17 protein-coding genes are annotated in these 16,326 nt (G+C 71.2%); 9 read left to right on the top strand and 8 right to left on the bottom strand.

Features of this window, described 5'->3' with window-relative positions; translation table 11 throughout:
• Positions 1-21: 21 nt before the first annotated feature.
• The gene (locus NFU81_RS04325; protein ID WP_251485132.1) at positions 22-450 is read left to right on the top strand and encodes an ATP-binding protein; all 429 of its coding nucleotides are present in this window, start codon (positions 22-24) and stop codon (positions 448-450) included.
• Here the strand turns inward: NFU81_RS04325 and NFU81_RS04320 are convergent.
• On the bottom strand, positions 447-1,001 hold the full coding sequence (locus NFU81_RS04320; protein WP_251485129.1) for a hypothetical protein: 555 nt from the start codon (positions 999-1,001) through the stop codon (positions 447-449). The genes NFU81_RS04325 and NFU81_RS04320 overlap by 4 nt on opposite strands.
• A gap of 191 nt (positions 1,002-1,192) precedes the next feature.
• Here NFU81_RS04320 and NFU81_RS04315 point away from each other — a divergent pair, with 191 nt between their 5' ends.
• Entirely contained in the window at positions 1,193-1,780 is a 588-nt protein-coding gene (locus tag NFU81_RS04315; RefSeq protein ID WP_251485127.1) for a Uma2 family endonuclease, read from the top strand.
• Positions 1,781-1,968: 188 nt separating this feature from the next.
• Here NFU81_RS04315 and NFU81_RS04310 read toward each other — a convergent pair whose 3' ends face one another.
• A complete protein-coding gene (locus NFU81_RS04310) occupies positions 1,969-2,688 on the bottom strand; it encodes a DUF6461 domain-containing protein (RefSeq protein WP_251485125.1) in 720 nt (239 codons plus the stop codon).
• 74 nt (positions 2,689-2,762) lie between these two features.
• Positions 2,763-3,932, bottom strand: coding sequence for a GDSL-type esterase/lipase family protein (locus NFU81_RS04305; RefSeq protein ID WP_251485123.1), 1,170 nt, complete (start codon positions 3,930-3,932; stop codon positions 2,763-2,765).
• A 169-nt stretch (positions 3,933-4,101) separates the two neighbouring features.
• Between NFU81_RS04305 and NFU81_RS04300 the strand changes: the two genes are divergently transcribed.
• From NFU81_RS04300 to NFU81_RS40750, 7 genes are all read left to right on the top strand, one after another.
• A complete protein-coding gene (locus NFU81_RS04300) occupies positions 4,102-5,226 on the top strand; it encodes a helix-turn-helix domain-containing protein (protein WP_251485121.1) in 1,125 nt (374 codons plus the stop codon).
• The gene (locus NFU81_RS04295) at positions 5,223-5,786 is read left to right on the top strand and encodes a PIN domain-containing protein (protein WP_251485119.1); all 564 of its coding nucleotides are present in this window, start codon (positions 5,223-5,225) and stop codon (positions 5,784-5,786) included. The genes NFU81_RS04300 and NFU81_RS04295 overlap by 4 nt, the downstream gene beginning before the upstream one ends.
• 103 nt (positions 5,787-5,889) lie before the next feature.
• A complete protein-coding gene (locus NFU81_RS04290) occupies positions 5,890-6,594 on the top strand; it encodes an ABC transporter ATP-binding protein (RefSeq protein WP_251485117.1) in 705 nt (234 codons plus the stop codon).
• Positions 6,591-8,345: a hypothetical protein gene (locus NFU81_RS04285; RefSeq protein WP_251485115.1), complete on the top strand. Its 1,755-nt coding sequence runs from the start codon at positions 6,591-6,593 to the stop codon at positions 8,343-8,345. The genes NFU81_RS04290 and NFU81_RS04285 overlap by 4 nt, the downstream gene beginning before the upstream one ends.
• Positions 8,346-8,358: 13 nt before the next feature.
• The gene (locus NFU81_RS04280) at positions 8,359-8,826 is read left to right on the top strand and encodes a GNAT family N-acetyltransferase (RefSeq protein WP_251485112.1); all 468 of its coding nucleotides are present in this window, start codon (positions 8,359-8,361) and stop codon (positions 8,824-8,826) included.
• Between the two features lie 19 nt (positions 8,827-8,845).
• Positions 8,846-9,361 carry a GNAT family N-acetyltransferase gene (locus NFU81_RS04275; RefSeq protein WP_251485110.1) on the top strand — a complete coding sequence of 172 codons (516 nt, stop codon included), beginning with the start codon at positions 8,846-8,848 and terminating at the stop codon, positions 9,359-9,361.
• A 177-nt stretch (positions 9,362-9,538) separates the two neighbouring features.
• Positions 9,539-11,215 (top strand): PIG-L family deacetylase, encoded by a 1,677-nt coding sequence (locus tag NFU81_RS40750; RefSeq protein ID WP_274038025.1) that lies wholly within the window; start codon positions 9,539-9,541, stop codon positions 11,213-11,215.
• Between the two features lie 80 nt (positions 11,216-11,295).
• Here NFU81_RS40750 and tuf read toward each other — a convergent pair whose 3' ends face one another.
• From tuf to NFU81_RS04245, 5 genes are all read right to left on the bottom strand, one after another.
• On the bottom strand, positions 11,296-12,489 hold the full coding sequence (tuf, locus tag NFU81_RS04265) for an elongation factor Tu (protein WP_251485108.1): 1,194 nt from the start codon (positions 12,487-12,489) through the stop codon (positions 11,296-11,298).
• An 82-nt stretch (positions 12,490-12,571) separates the two neighbouring features.
• On the bottom strand, positions 12,572-14,701 hold the full coding sequence (fusA, locus tag NFU81_RS04260) for an elongation factor G (RefSeq protein WP_251485106.1): 2,130 nt from the start codon (positions 14,699-14,701) through the stop codon (positions 12,572-12,574).
• 38 nt (positions 14,702-14,739) lie between these two features.
• Positions 14,740-15,210 carry a 30S ribosomal protein S7 gene (rpsG, locus tag NFU81_RS04255; RefSeq protein ID WP_073492360.1) on the bottom strand — a complete coding sequence of 157 codons (471 nt, stop codon included), beginning with the start codon at positions 15,208-15,210 and terminating at the stop codon, positions 14,740-14,742.
• 2 nt (positions 15,211-15,212) lie between these two features.
• Entirely contained in the window at positions 15,213-15,584 is a 372-nt protein-coding gene (rpsL, locus tag NFU81_RS04250; protein WP_014144289.1) for a 30S ribosomal protein S12, read from the bottom strand.
• Positions 15,585-15,862: 278 nt separating this feature from the next.
• On the bottom strand, positions 15,863-16,324 hold the full coding sequence (locus NFU81_RS04245; RefSeq protein WP_251485104.1) for a DUF1707 and DUF4190 domain-containing protein: 462 nt from the start codon (positions 16,322-16,324) through the stop codon (positions 15,863-15,865).
• Positions 16,325-16,326: the final 2 nt, after the last annotated feature.

Raw genomic sequence — 16,326 nt, 5'->3', positions numbered from 1 at the left:
GGCGCGGCCACTCTCGGTGAGGTGAGCCATGACATCCGTACCCATGAAGTCGCCGCGGACACGCGGAAGTTCAGCATGCTGCTGCCCAGCACCCGGAAGGGCGCCCAGCGGGCGCGGCGGGTGGCCGTCGCCCAGCTCGCGCAGTGGCGGCTGCCGTACGAGGCGGCGGAGCACGTCGTCGCCGAGCTGGCCGCGAACGCGGCACTGCACGGGCGCCTGCCCGGCCGGGATTTCCGGCTGGCGCTGTCGGCGACCGGGACGCGGCTGCGTATCGAGGTCACCGACGCGCGGGCGGAGCGGCTGCCGGGTGTCCCCCGCCCGGCGGGCGACGACGCCGAGTCCGGGCGGGGTCTGCTGCTGGTCGACGCGCTGGCCGACCGGTGGGGCGTGACGTCGGGGCCGTACCCGGCGAAGACGGTGTGGGCCGAGGTGGATCTGACCCGGCGCTAAGGGGCCTCGGTGCCGTGCACCTTCGTGCAGGTGAGGTGACCGTTGACGGTCACGGAGCCGCCGGAGGAGTCAGCGGCGCGGAGTTCCGCGCCGGAGATGGTGACCGTCCAGACGTCGCCCTGCTTCGCCGCGGACACGCCCTTCGCGCCGACCCGCTCGAAGGTGTGGCCGTCCGGCGTGATCAGCGTAACGACGCTCACATGGCCGGTCGTCGCGTCGAAGGACGGAGCGGCGAACCCGGAGCCGTCCGGCTCATCCGCGTCGGGCGACGTCACCGCTTCGAGCTCGCCGAAGAGGATGCGGCATCCTACGCCGGCCGTCACGTCGAAGCCGCCGCTGAGCGAGCCGGTGTAGTCCAGGCGGCCATGGGTGCCGCCGGCGTCCTGACTGCTGGACGCAGACGCGGACGCGGCGGGTGCGGCCGGTACGGTCGCCTCGGTCGCCTTGTCCGCCGGCTTCTTGTCGTCGCCGGACGACGAACACCCGCTCAGCGCGGCCACCACCGCCACCGGCAGCAGCACCCCCGCCAACACCCCTATAGAGCGCGGCACTTGTCCCCCTCGATCATGGCCCCCGTTGCGGGCACCCGCACGCTATCCGATCGTGTCCGCGCCCCACTCCGCCCCGCAGGCCTGACGCCCGCTGCGGCCAAGACCACCAAGCCCGGATCGGCGGCCGGGCGGGACCAGGGCGGCCCGATAACATGAGGGCAGGACTCCTCGGAGCGGAAGGAGCGGGTGCCATGACCATCGCCCCGGGCGACGCACAGCGCGACGCGCTCCCCTACCTGGCCATGCGCGACATCGTCGAACAGATGCAGCCGGCCGTGCCCGGCAAGCTGGAGATCACCAAGGAAGGGATCGTCCACGACATGACGTCCCCCGGCGGCCCGCACGAGCTGACCGCCGCCAGGGTCAGCCGCCGGCTGGAGAAGGTCATGCCCGAGGGCCTGCTCGCGCACACCGGCACGCCCGATGTGGAGGACGTCCACGAAGGCGTGATGCGCCACCCGGACGTCATGGTCATCGCCGAGGCGGACATGGAGGTCGAGGGGTCCTTCGACCCCACCACGCTGCTCGCCGCCATCGAGGTGGTGTCCCGGTCCAACCCGGACAACGACTGGGTCGGCAAGATGCGGGACTACCCGCTGCTCGGCATCCCGGTCTACGTCCTCTTCGACCCGCGCACCGGCGAGGGTGCCGTTCTCTCCGACATCCACCCGACGCCCAACGGGCCGCGGTACGCGACGCGCACCGACTTCGTCTACGGCGAGGACGTCACCATCGGCGCGTGGACGATCTCCACGGCGGGCCTGCCGCGGTACCGGTAGCCCCGGACGTCAGGCGGCGCGCTCTGACCCTCGTGGAGCGCGCCGCCGCATTTCCCTTTTCAGGGGTAATGCAGACAACAAAGGCGTCGACGTACCGCGTCACGCTGTCCATGTTCTTCACGCTCACCGGGGCAGCCCAAGCAGAACCGATTCCCCGCAAGGCGAAAGGGTGATGCGTTCGCCAGCGATCAGAGCGGGTCGATGCGGAACTGCGCGAAGGTGCGGGCGCCGTGCGCGTCGGTGATGTCGGCCGCGGCGCGGCTCCAGTCCCCGGTCGGCTCGTCCGGGATCTCGCCGACCTCGTAGTCGGCCGCCGCCAGGGTGCCCGCGGTGAGCCGGACGCCGGTCAGGCGCTCGGTCAGCGCGAGGACCGTCGCCTTTCTGTCGGGAGCCGGGTCGCCCGGGTCGCCGAAGGGGTCGAAGCCGAGGTCGGCCAGGTCGGCGTTGAGGGCGTCGGGGGTGGCGCCGGTCCTGTGCCACGGACCCTCGAAGCTCGTGCGCAGCTCGCCGTCCTCGTACCAGTGGAAGAAGTCCAGGGGCTTGCCCCCGTTCCCGGTGTGCGCGACGACCCGCGTCCCGGCGGACAGTTCGGCCGACAGGCGCGGCGTCATGGCCGAGTCGCCGCCCAGCTCCAGGACGAGGGTCCAGTCCCCGCCCTCGCCCGGCAGCGTGAAGGCCCCGACGAGGGAGGAGTCGTACAGGCCGCCCTCCTCCGCGAAGTCCCAGTACGCGGCGATGAGTTCGTCGCCCCCTGCGCACACCCGCCGCGCCTCGGCGCCCGCCCGCGACAGCACCTCGTCGGGCGTGGCACCCCGCACCAGCGTCACGGCGTAGCCGACGTCGCGGGCGAAGGAGAACAGCGACGGGGTGCGTATCCAGGCGTAGTCGGCCGCGGTGGCTGAGGTCATGGCGGCATCCTTCCATCGGGCGTCCAGGCCGCCGCCCCCGGGGACGCGCGGTCCCCGGGGGCGGCGGGTACGGGTCAGGGCGTCGAGCAGGTGGCGGTCGGCGCCGGGGTCGGGGAGCTGGAGGCCAGGAAGCCGAAGGTGGTCGAGGCGCCGGGTGCGAGGGTGCCGTTCCAGGCGGCGCTGTGGATGACGACGGTGCCGTCGGGGTTGGTGACGACGCTGCCGTTCCACGCCTGGGTGACCGTGACGCCGGTGAGGGTCACCGTCCAACTGGTCAGCGCCTTCACGGCGGTGACCGTGGCGGCGGCCTGGTAGCCGCCCTGCCAGGAGTTGGTGACGCTGAGCGCGGCGGTGCAGGCACCGCCACCGGTACCGCCGGTCGAGCCGGTGGAGGTACCCGTGGACGTACCGCTGGACGTACCCGTCGAGGTGCCGGTGGACGTACCGGACGACGTACCCGTGGACGTACCCGCCGACGTCCCCGACCCGGGGGTCAGCAGCGCCGCCAGCGGCGGGTACCAGCGCGCCGCCACCTTCACGATGCCCGCGTCGTTCGGGTGGACGCCGTCACCGGTGTCCGTCGCGTCGTCGAAGCCGGTCCACTGGTCGACGACGGTCACCGGGGACTGCGCGGTGCTGATCGACTGCGCCCACGCGGGTATCTGCGCGTCGAAGTCGATCACGCGCTGCGCGCACTCGGGGCAGGTCGGCGGGTTCATCGGGATGATCTGCGCGACCAGCACCTTCATGTTCGGGTTACTGGCCCGCATCTGCCCGACCATCGTCGTGAAGGCGGCCAGGATCTGGCTCGGCGGGATGTTGCTCCACACGTCGTTCGTCCCGAGGTGCATCAGCACGATGTCCGGCGTGGTCGCCGAAAGCCAGGCCGGCAGCTGGTTCTGGTTCGCGATGTTGGTGGCCAGGATGCCGCCGTGCCCCTCGTTGTCCCCGTCGTACGCCACCCCGCAGCCCTGCGGCGGAAGGGTCCCGACGAAGTCGATGTTCGTGTAGCCGGCGTTCTGGAGCTGGTTCCAGAGCAGGGCGCGCCAGCAGCCGGGCGACCCGGTGATCGAGTCGCCGAGCGGCATGATCCGCACGGGCGCGGCGGCGGCCGCCTGGGGCGCGGCCGCGGCGGACCGCGCCCCGCCGACCGCGACGACGGCGCCGAAGGCGAGCAGCAGCAGGGCGAGCAGTAACCTCGGCGCCCGCAGTACGCGCCGGGCGGGTTGAGCTTCGCTGGACATGGCCGGGTCCTTCCGGGTGGGGGGAGCGCTCCGATGTATGGGAGCGCTCCCATAGGCGTACCGACGCATCCACCCACCCGTCAAGACGCCCGCTGCCACATCAGCCGGCGGGGAAACGGGTTCCGGAAGAGCGCCACCTCGCACGCACGCGTTGTGCGATATTGGCACAGTGGATGACCAGTGGACGTGGAGTGACGTAGGCGCCAGAGTTGCGGAAGCCCGCAACGCCCGCGGGCTCAGCCAGGAGCAACTGGCCGAGCGCACCGGCATCGAGCGTTTCGCCGTGGCCAAGATCGAGACCGGCCGCAGGCAGCTCAACTCGCTCGAACTCGCCGCCCTCGGTTCGGCGCTCGACCGGCCCCTGTCGTGGTTCGTCACCCCGCCCGAGGCCGCTGCCGCCAGCAGGCGGGCCGAGCCCGCACAGCGCAGTGACAAGGCCAGCGAGCACGCCCTGGACGACTGCGTACGGGACCTGCGCACCCTTGTCGACTCCGCGGTCATCAGGTCCACCGGCCCCCGTTCCCCCGTCGAGCCGTTCACCGCGGAGGACACCGCGGCCGTCGTCAGGACGGCCACCGACGCACGACGCCTGGTGGGCGCGGACTCCCGGGAGGCGCTGCACGGTCTGGCGGACACCCTGGAGAAGGCAGGTCTGTACACCTGGTCCGTCCACCTCGGGGAGCAGGGTGTCGACGGCAGCTACGCCGCGCTGGGCGACCTCGGGGTCGCCGTCGTCAACAGCGCGGTGGACGCGGGCCGCCGCCGCTCCACCCTCGCCCACGAGTTCGGCCACCACCTCCTGGCCGACGCGTACTCGAGCGACTGGGGCGTGGACACCGGCGCCCACGAACGCGCAGTCGACGCGTTCGCCGCGGCCTTCCTCCTCCCGCCCGGCGCGACCGGTGAGTTCCGGCAGCTGCGCCGTCAGAACTCCCTGCGCACGACCGTCATCACCCTGGCCGTCCAGTACCGGGTCAGCTGGTCCACCGCCCTGCGCCAGCTGCGCAGCTACGAAGTGGTCAGTGAGGAGGAGTGGCGCAGCCTGAACCGGTCCTCGCCCACCCGGGCCGACTACATGGAGGCCGGCGTCAGGGTGGTGGAGGAGCTCGGGGAGGGCCACGTCCCGACGGGCGTCAGAGCGGCGGCCGTCCGCGCGTACCGGACGCACAAGATCTCCGCGACCCGCGCCCTGGAGATCATCAGGGACGACCAGTTCCGCAGCGAGGACCTGGGCCAGCCTGACGTGGTACCCCTGGAAGCCCTGCGCGGAGAGCTGGGAGAGATCCTGCCGTGACGGCCGACCGTCTCGGCGTCAGCCTGGTGTTCGACAGCTCACCGCTGAACTACTTCACCCGTGCCGGTCACCTGGACACCCTGGAAAAGCTCGTCGAGGACCGCGCCTGCCTGATCACCACGGCAGTCGCCGAGGAACTGCAGCGGGGTGCGTCCCGCAACAGCCGCTTACACATGATCGGCGCCCAGCCATGGCTCAGCGTGGTGAACGACGACTCGATGCGCTTCCTGAGCCTGTTCTCCACCTTCCACGGCCGGCTCGGCGGCAGCCGGCGCGACATGAAGGACATCGGAGAGGCCACCACGCTGGCCTACGCCGAGCTGCACCGCTGTACGGCGGTCGTCGACGACCGGGTGGGCAGGAACATCGGCACCGCGTACGGCATATCGATGTCCAGCTCGCTGCACCTCCTGTGCCACGGCCTGCGCAATCAGCTCATCGCGGAGGAGGACGCCTGCTCGGTCGTCGACGCGTTGCGTGACGCGGAGGCGTTCCTGCCCTGCGGAGGCTCGGACTTTCTGGACTGGGCCAGGGCGGAAGGACTGCTCGATTCCCCCTGAGTGGCGTCAGGGCGGTCGCCCGCCGCCGGAGTCTGCGCACTACTCTCGGCCAGGCGAATACCTGCACACGGCGGGTGGCACATGGCACGGAGGCGGTGGCGCGATGCGCGCGACGGGCAAGGGCAGCGCGCTGCTGCGGCTGCGGAAGGTGAGCCGTACGTACGGGCAGCGGCACGCGCTGCACCCGATCGACCTGGAGCTGGCCGCCGGGGAGTGCGTCGCGCTGTACGGGCAGAACGGCTCGGGCAAGTCCACGCTGCTGCGGATAGCCGGCGGACGTGACGCGCCCACCAGCGGTGACGCGCTCTTCGCGGGGCGGGCGGTCAACGAGGACGACCCGGAGGTGCGCGCCAGGGTCGCCGTCGTCGGCGACACCGTCGCCTGCTACCCGGACCTCACCGTCCGCGAGCACCTGGAGCTGGTCACCGTCGCGCACGCCGTGGACGACGCCGACGCCTGGATCGACCAGGTGCTCGCCGACCGACGGCTGTCCGACCACGCCCGCGCGCTGCCGGGCTCGCTGTCCTCGGGGCAGCTCCAGTCGCTGCTGCTGGCCGCGGCCCTGGTACGCCCGCGCGACCTGCTCATCCTCGACGAGCCCGAGCAGCGCCTCGACCCCGCGGCCCGGCAGCGGCTGGCCGACCTGCTCGTCGCCGAGAAGGCCGACGGCGTCGCCGTCCTGCTCGCCACCCACCAGCCCGACCTGGCCGAAGCGGTCGCCGACCGGATGATCGCGCTGGACGACGGCCAGGTCATCGCCGACGGCACGCCCGCGACGGTGCTGCGCGAGCTGGGCGTCCGCGCATGAGCGACGGCCTGCGACCCGCACCGCACGACGACACCGCCGTCACGGACGAACCCGAGGCCGCCCTCGACCCGGACGTCGCGGACGACATGGACGACGAGGACGCCCCCTGGTCCGAGGAGGACGACGACCGCACCGAGGAGACGCTGGCCTGGCTGCGGCGCAAGCGGCAGGCGCACCGGCGGGCCAAGGGGCGGGAGACGGCCGTCCTGGTCTATACGGTGCTGATCGCCGTCGCCGGCTACGGCAGCAGCTTCGCCGTCAGCTTCCTGCGCGGGCTGGAGGACGGCTCCGGATACGCCGACGCCGCACGGGACCTGCGCGCGGGGATGCCCGCGCTCTTCGCCTTCTGCGCGCTCGGGGCCGGCGTGCTCGCCGCGCGGGACGCCCTGTGGCGCGGGCCGGTGGTGGTGCCGGGGCCGAGCGTGGGATGGCTGCTGGCGCAGCCCGTCAAGCGGGGCCGGGTGCTGCGGCCGTGGTTCCGGCTGTCGGCCGGGCTGTCGCTGCTGCCGGGGCTGCTGGCCGGGGTCGGCGCCGCCTCCGTCATCAAGGTCACAGGGCTGGCCCCGCTCGGCACCGCACTGCTCGCCGCGATCCCCGCGGCCGTGTGCCTGCCGCTGCTGGCGGTCGCGCTCGGCATGGCGGTCGAGCGGCGGCCCGCGGCCGCCCGTGCGGTACGGCGGTGGACCGCCCCCGCGGTCCTGGTGCTGGGCGCACTCGCCGCCCAGGTGGTGCTGGCCGCGAACGGCCACCGCTCCCCCGCCGCCGAGCAGGCCGAGCTGTGGAGCGGCCCGTGGGGCTGGGCGGGCCAGCCCGTGGTGGACGCGGTCGGCGGCAGCGCACCGGCCTGGCCCGCCGCCGTCGCCCTGCTCGCCGCGGCCACGGCCGCGGCGATGCTCGCGGCGTACCGCGACGCGGCCCTCGTCCCGACCGCCCGGCTGCGCGAGCGCGCCGCGACGGCCACCACGGTGTCCTCGGTGGCCTGGTCGCTCGAACTGCGGGCCGCCAAGCTGGCGATCATGGACGCGGGCGGCGGCGCCCCCGTCCGCCAGATCCGGTTCCGCCCGCCGCGCGGGCGCCTCGGACGGCACCTGGTCGTGGCCTGGCGCGACACGCTGACGCTGCTGCGTACGCCGGGCCGGCTCGGCAAGGCCGCGCTGTGGACCGCGTGCGGCGCGGCGGTCGCGGGGCTCGGCGCCGACCTCGGCGGCGAGCGCCGCTGGGTCGGGCTCGTCGTCGGCCTGCTCTTCGGCTACCTCGCCGTCGGCGCGCTGGCCGAGCCCGCCCGGCTGGAGACCGACGACGTCCGCAGGGCCGCCTGGGCGCCGTACCGCTTCCGCACGCTGATGCTCCACCACGGCATCGTGCCCGCCGTGCTCGGCGCCGTCCTGGGCCTGCTCGCCGCCATTCCCTACGCGGCGGCGGGGCACACCTGGACCCTGGTCCTGCTGCCGCTGTGCGCACCGCCCTTCACCGGCGCCGCCCTGGTCTCGGCGGCCCGCGGCCCGGCCCGCACCCAGCTCCTCTTCCTCGGCGGCGGCTCCCCCCTCGGCGGCCCGGGGCCGCTCATCTACGTGGCGTGGTACGCCGCGGGCCCGCTGCTGGCCCTCACCGCCATGAGCCTCGCCCTGGCCCCGGTCCTGCGCACCGGCACCAGCGCCGCCGTCACCCAGGCGGCCGTCGTCTCGGTCCTCCTGACGTCCCTCCTCCTGCTCCTGACGACCCGCATGTCCGACCGCCTGATGCGCCACTGAGAGGTTCCCCGGCATGATCTCGCTCCGCGAGGTGCACGACAGCGACCTGGCGGTCTTCTGGGGGCACCTGTCCGACCCGGCCGCACAGCACATGGCCGCCGTCACCCGGCCCTACCACTACGACCGCTCCCTCTTCGACGCCCACTGGGCGCGCATCCTCGCCGACCCCGCCGTCCTGATGCGTGCCGTGCTCGCCGACGGCGAGGTCGTCGGCCACGTGTCGCTGTACGGGCCGCCCGAGGAGCGCGAGGTCACCTACTGGATCGCCGGCGCCCACTGGGGCAAGGGCATAGCGACCACCGCCCTCACCGCCCTGCTCGCCCTCGAACCCGCCCGCCCCGTGTACGCCCGCGCGGCGGCCGACAACGCCGCCTCGATCCGCGTCCTGCAGAAATGCGGCTTCGAGATCACCGCGCACTCCACCGTCTACGCCGAGTCCCGCGCGGCCGAGATCCCCGACGTCGCGCTGACCCTGGCCTGAGACAGCGAGAGGAGGACGTATGCCCGCGTACGAGCAGATGGCAACGCACCTGGAGACCGAGCGGCTGACGCTGCGCCCGTGGGCCGACACGGACGCCGAGGAGCTGCGGGCGCTGTTCGCAGAGCGCGGCAACGGCACCCCGACCGCCGAGGAGTCCCGGCGGGACGTCGAGGTGCTGCGCGAGCGGGAGGCGGCGGCCGGCGTCTCGCTGCTCGCGATGGTGCGGCGGGAGGAGGGCGACTTCATCGGCTACTGCGGCCTGGTCGTGGGGCGCTCGACCGTGGAGGAGCCGGAGATCGCCTACGAGCTGCTCCGCCGCGTCCACGGGCACGGCTACGCCACCGAGGCGGCGCGGGCCGTGGTCGCCGCCGCGGCGGCGACCGGCCGCACCCGCCTGTGGTCGACGACGCGGCCGGAGAACAAGCCCTCCCTCCGCGTCCTGGAGAAGACCGGCTTCACGTACCACCGCACCACCCAGGACGAGCGGGGCGACGTCGTCTGGCTGACCCGCTCCCTCACCGGCGGCGCCGGGTAACCCCGCGGGTCCGTCGGGCAATTCACACCCCCGGGAAGGAACCCGCGCGGGGGGAATCCGCTCAACCCGGGTATGAGGACGCATGACGTACAACACCCCTCCCGGCGTGCCGCGTTGGCCGGGGTCGTGGGGGCCGTGGCGCTGGCCGGGACAGGGTGCAGGGGCGCGGCGCACGAGGTGGCGGCGAAGGTAGCACCGGCGCCGCCGGCGGGGCCGTACAGCAGGGAGGCCGGGGCGCTGGCCATGCAGGTGCTCGCACATCCCGACGACGACCTCTTCTTCATGAACCCCGACACGCTGCACGACATCCAGGCGGGCACCCCGGTGGTGTCGGTGTACGTGACCGCGGGCGAGTCGGTGGGGTGGAACACCCCGCCGGGCGGGTCGCACAAGCACCACCACGCCGACACGGCGGCGTATTCGGCGGCGCGGCACCAGGGGCTGCGGCAGGCGTACGCCACCATGCTGGGACTTCCGCACTTCACGCGCTGGCACAGCGAGGTGCTGGGCCTGCCGGGCGGGCTGCACGCGCAGATAGACACGCTCACCAACGGCGCCCGCAGCGCGAGCCTGGTCTTCCTCCAGGTGTCGATGCACGAGCTGACCCAGAGCGCGAGCGTGCAGATGCTGTGGGACAAGCCAGGCACGACCCTGCCGTACCTGCCCGCGCTGGACAGCCCGTCGCCGTCGAACGCGTCCGCGACGTACACCCACGACAAGCTGGTCGACGTCCTGGTCGAGCTGCTGAAGCGGTACACGCCCACGCATGTGCGCACCCTCGACCCGGACCCGGACATCCAGATCCACGACAAGAAGCACCCCAAGGGCAGCGACCAGGTCGGCTACTCCGACCACCGCGACCACACGCCCGTGGCGCTCTTCGCGTGGAAGGCGCTCAGCCGGTGGGCGGACTCGGGCGCCCGCGGCTTCACGACCACGGCCTACCGCGGCTACTACAACCAGCGCTGGCCCTTCAACCTGCCGCCCGCGACCGTCGCGCTCAAGGCCCGCTTCCTGCTGCAGTACGGCGGCGACCCCGACTGGGCGTGCGGCGACCCCGGCGGCTGCGGCGACTACGGCCAGGGCCGCAACCAGCCGCTGGTCAACCGCAGGGGCTGGATACGCTCGACCCACCGGCGCTACCCGGGCGCCGGGCAGGTCGTCGTGCCGGCGGCCGCCAAGGGCGCGCGGCGGACGGCGTACGAGGTGCTGGGCCTGCGCGCGGCCGTACGCACCGAGACCGCGCCCGGCAGCGGGCAGTGGGGTCCGGCCAGGGACCTGGGCGGCGGGCCGCTCGCGCCGCAGCTGGCGTGCGTGGCGGTGCCGGGCGGCGGGACGCTGGTGTTCGGGCTGCGGTTCGCGGCCCTCGAAGGGCACGGGGGCGGCAACGCGCGGGAGATCGTGGTGGGTGACGCCGGCCACTGGACCTCGCTCGGCAACCCCGAGGACACGGAGGACCGGGGGCGGCGGGTCGGCCCGCCGTCCGCGGTACGCACCGCGGACGGCCGGGTGCACGTGTTCGTGCGGAACGCCGACAAGGGGCTCAGCACCCTGGTCCGCGAGCCCGGCGGCACCTGGGGGACGTGGGCCGACCTCGGCGGCACCGAGGTGCAGGACGGGCTCTCGACCGTGACCGACCGGCAGGGCCGCATCCACGTCTTCGCGGCGGGCCGCGACACGGTCCACCACTGGGCACAGCCGGCCCCCTCGGCCGCGGTGGCCTTCCAGCCCCTGGGCACCCTGCCCTGCCCGGCCGACGTCCCCACGGTCGCGCTGGCGCCCGACGGCGCGATCGCCCTCACCTACCGCCGCCCCGCGTCCGCGACGCAGCTGCAGGAGACGATAGGCACGTAGGTGCCCCCTTCCAGGGCAAACGGAAAGGTCCCGCACCGCTCGAAAGCGGTGCGGGACCTTTCCGTACAGCTAGCGCAGCGTCACTTGTTGATCTTGGTGACCTGGCCGGCGCCCACGGTCCGGCCACCCTCGCGGATGGCGAACTTCAGGCCCTCCTCCATGGCGATCGGCTGGATCAGCGCGACCGTCATGGCGGTGTTGTCGCCCGGCATGACCATCTCGGTGCCCTCGGGGAGGGTCACGACGCCGGTCACGTCGGTCGTCCGGAAGTAGAACTGCGGACGGTAGTTGTTGAAGAAGGGGGTGTGACGACCACCCTCGTCCTTCGACAGGATGTAGGCCTGGGCCTCGAAGTCGGTGTGCGGCGTGACCGAACCCGGCTTGATGATGACCTGGCCGCGCTCGACATCCTCGCGCTTGATGCCACGGAGCAGCAGACCGACGTTCTCACCGGCCTGGCCCTCGTCGAGCAGCTTGCGGAACATCTCGATACCGGTGACCGTGGTGGTGGTCTTCTCGGTCTTGATGCCGATGATGTCGACGGTCTCGTTGACCTTGAGGATACCGCGCTCGATACGACCGGTGACGACGGTGCCACGACCGGTGATCGTGAAGACGTCCTCGATCGGCATCAGGAACGGCTTGTCGACGTCACGCTCGGGAGTCGGGATCGCCTCGTCGACGGCCGCCATGAGGCCGAGAAGCTTCTCGCCCCACTCCTTGTCGCCCTCGAGCGCCTTGAGCGCCGAGACCCGCACGACCGGAAGGTCGTCACCCGGGAACTCGTACTCGGAGAGCAGCTCGCGGACCTCGAGCTCGACGAGCTCCAGGATCTCCTCGTCGTCCACCATGTCGGCCTTGTTCAGGGCGACGACGATGTACGGAACGCCGACCTGGCGGGCCAGGAGCACGTGCTCCTTGGTCTGCGGCATCGGGCCGTCGGTCGCGGCGACCACCAGGATCGCGCCGTCCATCTGGGCGGCACCGGTGATCATGTTCTTGATGTAGTCCGCGTGACCGGGGCAGTCGACGTGGGCGTAGTGACGCGACTCGGTCTGGTACTCGACGTGCGCGATGGAGATGGTGATACCGCGCTGGCGCTCCTCAGGAGCCTTGTCGATCTGGTCGAAGGCCGAGGCCTCGTTCAGGTTCGGGTACGCGTCGTGCAGCACCTTGGTGATCGCCGCGGTAAGGGTCGTCTTACCGTGGTCGATGTGACCGATGGTGCCGATGTTGACGTGCGGCTTAGTCCGCTCGAACTTCGCCTTCGCCACTGGGTTCCTCCTGGGGGTGGATCTGTACGCCTTGCTTCATCGGCGCCAGGTGATCTTTGCTGGAATGCAAGCCTACGGCGGGTTATTCGCCCTTGGCCTTCGCGATGATCTCCTCGGCGACGTTCCGCGGAACCTCGGCGTAGGAGTCGAACTGCATGGAGTAGCTGGCCCGGCCAGAAGTCTTCGACCGCAGGTCACCGACGTAGCCGAACATCTCCGACAGCGGAACCAGGCCCTTGACGACCCGGGCACCGCTGCGCTCCTCCATGGCCTGGATCTGGCCACGGCGGGAGTTGAGGTCGCCGATGACGTCACCCATGTAGTCCTCGGGCGTGGTGACCTCGACGGCCATCATCGGTTCGAGGAGCACGGGGCTCGCCTTGCGGGCACCCTCCTTGAACGCCTGCGAACCGGCGATCTTGAACGCCAGCTCGGAGGAGTCGACCTCGTGGTAGCCGCCGTCGAGAAGGGTGATGCGGACACCCACCATCTCGTAGCCGGCCAGGATGCCGAACTTCATGGCTTCCTGCGCACCTGCGTCCACCGACGGGATGTACTCGCGGGGGATGCGGCCACCGGTGACCTTGTTGACGAACTCGTAGGTCGCGTCGCCGCCTTCCAGCGGCTCCATCATGATCTGCACCTTGGCGAACTGACCGGTACCACCGGTCTGCTTCTTGTGGGTGTAGTCAATGCGCTCGACCGTCTTGCGGATGGTCTCGCGGTACGCGACCTGCGGCTTGCCGACGTTGGCCTCGACCCGGAACTCCCGGCGCATCCGGTCGACCAGCACCTCGAGGTGCAGCTCGCCCATACCGCCGATGATGGTCTGGCCGGTCTCCTCGTCCGAGTGGACCTGGAAGGAGGGGTCCTCCTCCGAGAGACGCTGGATGGCGACACCCAGCTTCTCCTGGTCGCCCTTGGACTTGGGCTCGATGGCGACCTGGATGACCGGTGCCGGGAAGTCCATGGACTCCAGGATCACCGGCGCCTTGTCGTCGCACAGCGTCTCACCGGTGGTGGTCTGCTTCAGGCCCATGACGGCGATGATGTCGCCGGCGCCCACCGAGTCGATCTCCTCACGCTTGTTCGCGTGCATGCGGTAGATCTTGCCGATGCGCTCCTTCTTGCCCTTCACCGAGTTCAGCACCGCTGAACCGGACTCCAGGCGGCCCGAGTAGACCCGGACGAAGGTGAGCTTGCCCAGGTGCGGGTCGCTCATGATCTTGAACGCCAGGCCGGAGAACGGCTCGTCGTCCGACGGGCGGCGCCTGACGATCTCCTCGGCGTTGCCGACGGCGTGGCCCTCGATGGCCTCGACGTCCAGCGGCGAGGGGAGGTAGCGCACGACCGCGTCGAGCAGGGGCTGGACGCCCTTGTTCTTGAACGCGGTGCCGCAGAACACCGGGGTGACGGTGACGGAGTCCTTGCCGCCCTTGGACGCCAGGGTGATCCGGCGGATCGCCGCGATCAGCTGCTCCTGGCTGGGCTCCTGGCCCTCCAGGTACAGCTCCATCATCTCGTCGTCGTTCTCGGCGACGGCTTCGAGCAGCTTGCCGCGCCACTCGTCGGCCGCCTCGGTGTGCGTGGCCGGGATGTCGACGACGTCGTACATCTCGCCCTTGGTCGCTTCGAGGGACCAGACCAGCGCCTTCATCTGGACGAGGTCGACGACACCCTTGAAGTCGGCCTCGGCACCGATGGGCAGCTGCATGACCAGCGGAACCGCACCGAGGCGGTCCACGATCATGTCGACGCAGCGGTGGAACTCCGCGCCGGTGCGGTCCAGCTTGTTGACGAAGCAGATACGGGGCACGCCGTAGCGGTCGGCCTGCCGCCACACCGTCTCGGACTGCGGCTCCACACCGGCGACACCGTCGAACACGGTGACGGCACCGTCGAGGACGCGGAGCGAACGCTCCACCTCGACCGTGAAGTCCACGTGACCGGGGGTGTCGATGATGTTGATGGTGTGGTCGACGTCGTCGAGGGGCCAGTGACAGGTCGTCGCGGCCGACGTGATGGTGATGCCGCGCTCCTGCTCCTGCTCCATCCAGTCCATCGTGGCAGCGCCGTCGTGGACTTCACCGATCTTGTAGGAGACACCGGTGTAGAACAGGATCCGCTCGGTGGTCGTCGTCTTGCCCGCGTCGATGTGGGCCATGATCCCGATGTTGCGGACCCTGGCCAGGTCAAGCGAAGTGGTGGCCATGTGGCTCAGTCTTCTCTCGGTTTCGATGGGGGTGGTGACTACCAGCGGTAGTGCGCGAAGGCCTTGTTGGACTCGGCCATCTTGTGCGTGTCCTCGCGACGCTTCACGGAGGCGCCGAGGCCATTGCTGGCGTCGAGGATCTCGTTCATCAGCCGCTCGGTCATGGTCTTCTCGCGACGGGCGCGGGAGTACCCGACCATCCAGCGCAGCGCCAGCGTGTTCTGGCGGCCCGGACGGACCTCGACCGGCACCTGGTAGGTCGCGCCGCCGACGCGGCGGGACTTGACCTCAAGGGTCGGCTTGATGTTCTCCAGAGCGCGCTTGAGCGTGATGACCGGGTCGGCGCCGGCCTTCTCGCGCACGCCCTCGAGAGCGCCGTACACGATGCGCTCGGCGGTGGAGCGCTTCCCGTGCAGGAGGATCTTGTTGACGAGAGACGTCACCAGCGGGGAGCCGTAAACCGGGTCGATGATGACCGGGCGCTTCGGGGCGGGGCCCTTACGAGGCATTCTTACTTCTCCTTCTTGGCGCCGTAGCGGCTGCGAGCCTGCTTACGGTTCTTGACGCCCTGCGTGTCGAGGGAGCCACGGATGATCTTGTAGCGAACACCCGGCAGGTCCTTCACACGACCGCCACGCACGAGCACGATCGAGTGCTCCTGCAGGTTGTGGCCCTCGCCCGGGATGTAAGCGGTGACCTCGATGCCACTGGTAAGGCGCACACGGGCGACCTTACGGAGGGCCGAGTTCGGCTTCTTCGGGGTGGTCGTGTACACACGCGTGCAAACGCCACGACGCTGGGGGGAACCCTTCAGCGCGGGCGTCTTGTTCTTCTCGACCTTGTCCTGCCGGCCCTTTCGGACCAGCTGCTGGATCGTAGGCACCGTTTCTCCGGTTTCTGTGTGCCGATCTCGATAAATCTAACCTGGGGACCGACCCACGCGGTCGGGTGTGTCGCGGACCCCGCACTTCCCCGATCGCAACAAAGGGGACGTGCGTCTTCGGGTGTCGCGGCCTCGGTGCCCTCGCCCGGTCACATGGCACGCGCGAGAACCCGGGCACACCCCAGGCACAAGGTCAGAGCCTACCTACCGCATCGGCTGCGGTCAAAACACATCCATACGGGCTGGATTCCGCCAGCTCACAGCCCCGCCCCGGACGCTCACGAGCCGATGGAGAACAGCGCGAACAGCAGGATCAGCGCCGCGAACCCGGCGACCGTCAGATAGCCGAGGATCAGCCCCGCGATCGCCAGGCCCTCGCCCTGCTGACCGGTGTACCGGATCTTGTTCTTGGCGATGTGGCCGAGCGCGATCGCCGGAATCGCGGACAGCCCCCCGGTGAACGGAGCGCATATCCCGCACACCAGCGAGCCGATCGCCTGCCCGTTCGTCGCCGGCAGCGGCGCCGGCAGCGGGACGTACGGCGGCGCGGCCGGCAGGAACGCCGGCGGCACGATCCGGGCCGGAATGTCCGCCGTGACCTGGTCCAACTCACCGTACGTACGCGACTGGTAGGCCCGGCCGATCCGGTCCTCGTACTCCGGCTGCGTGAGCCGCCCCTCAGTGAAGGCGTCCTTGAGGACGTTCACCGCTCTCTCCCGATCCGCATCCCCGGCCAGCATGT

It is taken from the genome of Actinacidiphila cocklensis (assembly GCF_907177275.1).
Lineage (GTDB): Bacteria > Actinomycetota > Actinomycetes > Streptomycetales > Streptomycetaceae > Actinacidiphila > Actinacidiphila cocklensis.
The sequence above is the reverse complement of the archived record's forward strand: the minus strand, read 5'-3'. Positions and strand labels throughout refer to the sequence as shown.

What these genes read in the sequence shown, in the direction of transcription:
- NFU81_RS04290 (WP_251485117.1), top strand. Translation starts at nt 5,890, where the DNA reads ATGCGCGCGACGGGCAAGGGCAGCGCGCTGCTGCGGCTGCGGAAGGTG.
- NFU81_RS04310 (WP_251485125.1), bottom strand. Translation starts at nt 2,688, where the DNA reads ATGACCTCAGCCACCGCGGCCGACTACGCCTGGATACGCACCCCGTCG.
- NFU81_RS04285 (WP_251485115.1), top strand. Translation starts at nt 6,591, where the DNA reads ATGAGCGACGGCCTGCGACCCGCACCGCACGACGACACCGCCGTCACG.
- NFU81_RS04305 (WP_251485123.1), bottom strand. Translation starts at nt 3,932, where the DNA reads ATGTCCAGCGAAGCTCAACCCGCCCGGCGCGTACTGCGGGCGCCGAGG.
- fusA (WP_251485106.1), bottom strand. Translation starts at nt 14,701, where the DNA reads ATGGCCACCACTTCGCTTGACCTGGCCAGGGTCCGCAACATCGGGATC.
- NFU81_RS04275 (WP_251485110.1), top strand. Translation starts at nt 8,846, where the DNA reads ATGCCCGCGTACGAGCAGATGGCAACGCACCTGGAGACCGAGCGGCTG.
- NFU81_RS04280 (WP_251485112.1), top strand. Translation starts at nt 8,359, where the DNA reads ATGATCTCGCTCCGCGAGGTGCACGACAGCGACCTGGCGGTCTTCTGG.
- NFU81_RS04245 (WP_251485104.1), bottom strand. Translation starts at nt 16,324, where the DNA reads ATGCTGGCCGGGGATGCGGATCGGGAGAGAGCGGTGAACGTCCTCAAG.
- rpsG (WP_073492360.1), bottom strand. Translation starts at nt 15,210, where the DNA reads ATGCCTCGTAAGGGCCCCGCCCCGAAGCGCCCGGTCATCATCGACCCG.
- NFU81_RS04315 (WP_251485127.1), top strand. Translation starts at nt 1,193, where the DNA reads ATGACCATCGCCCCGGGCGACGCACAGCGCGACGCGCTCCCCTACCTG.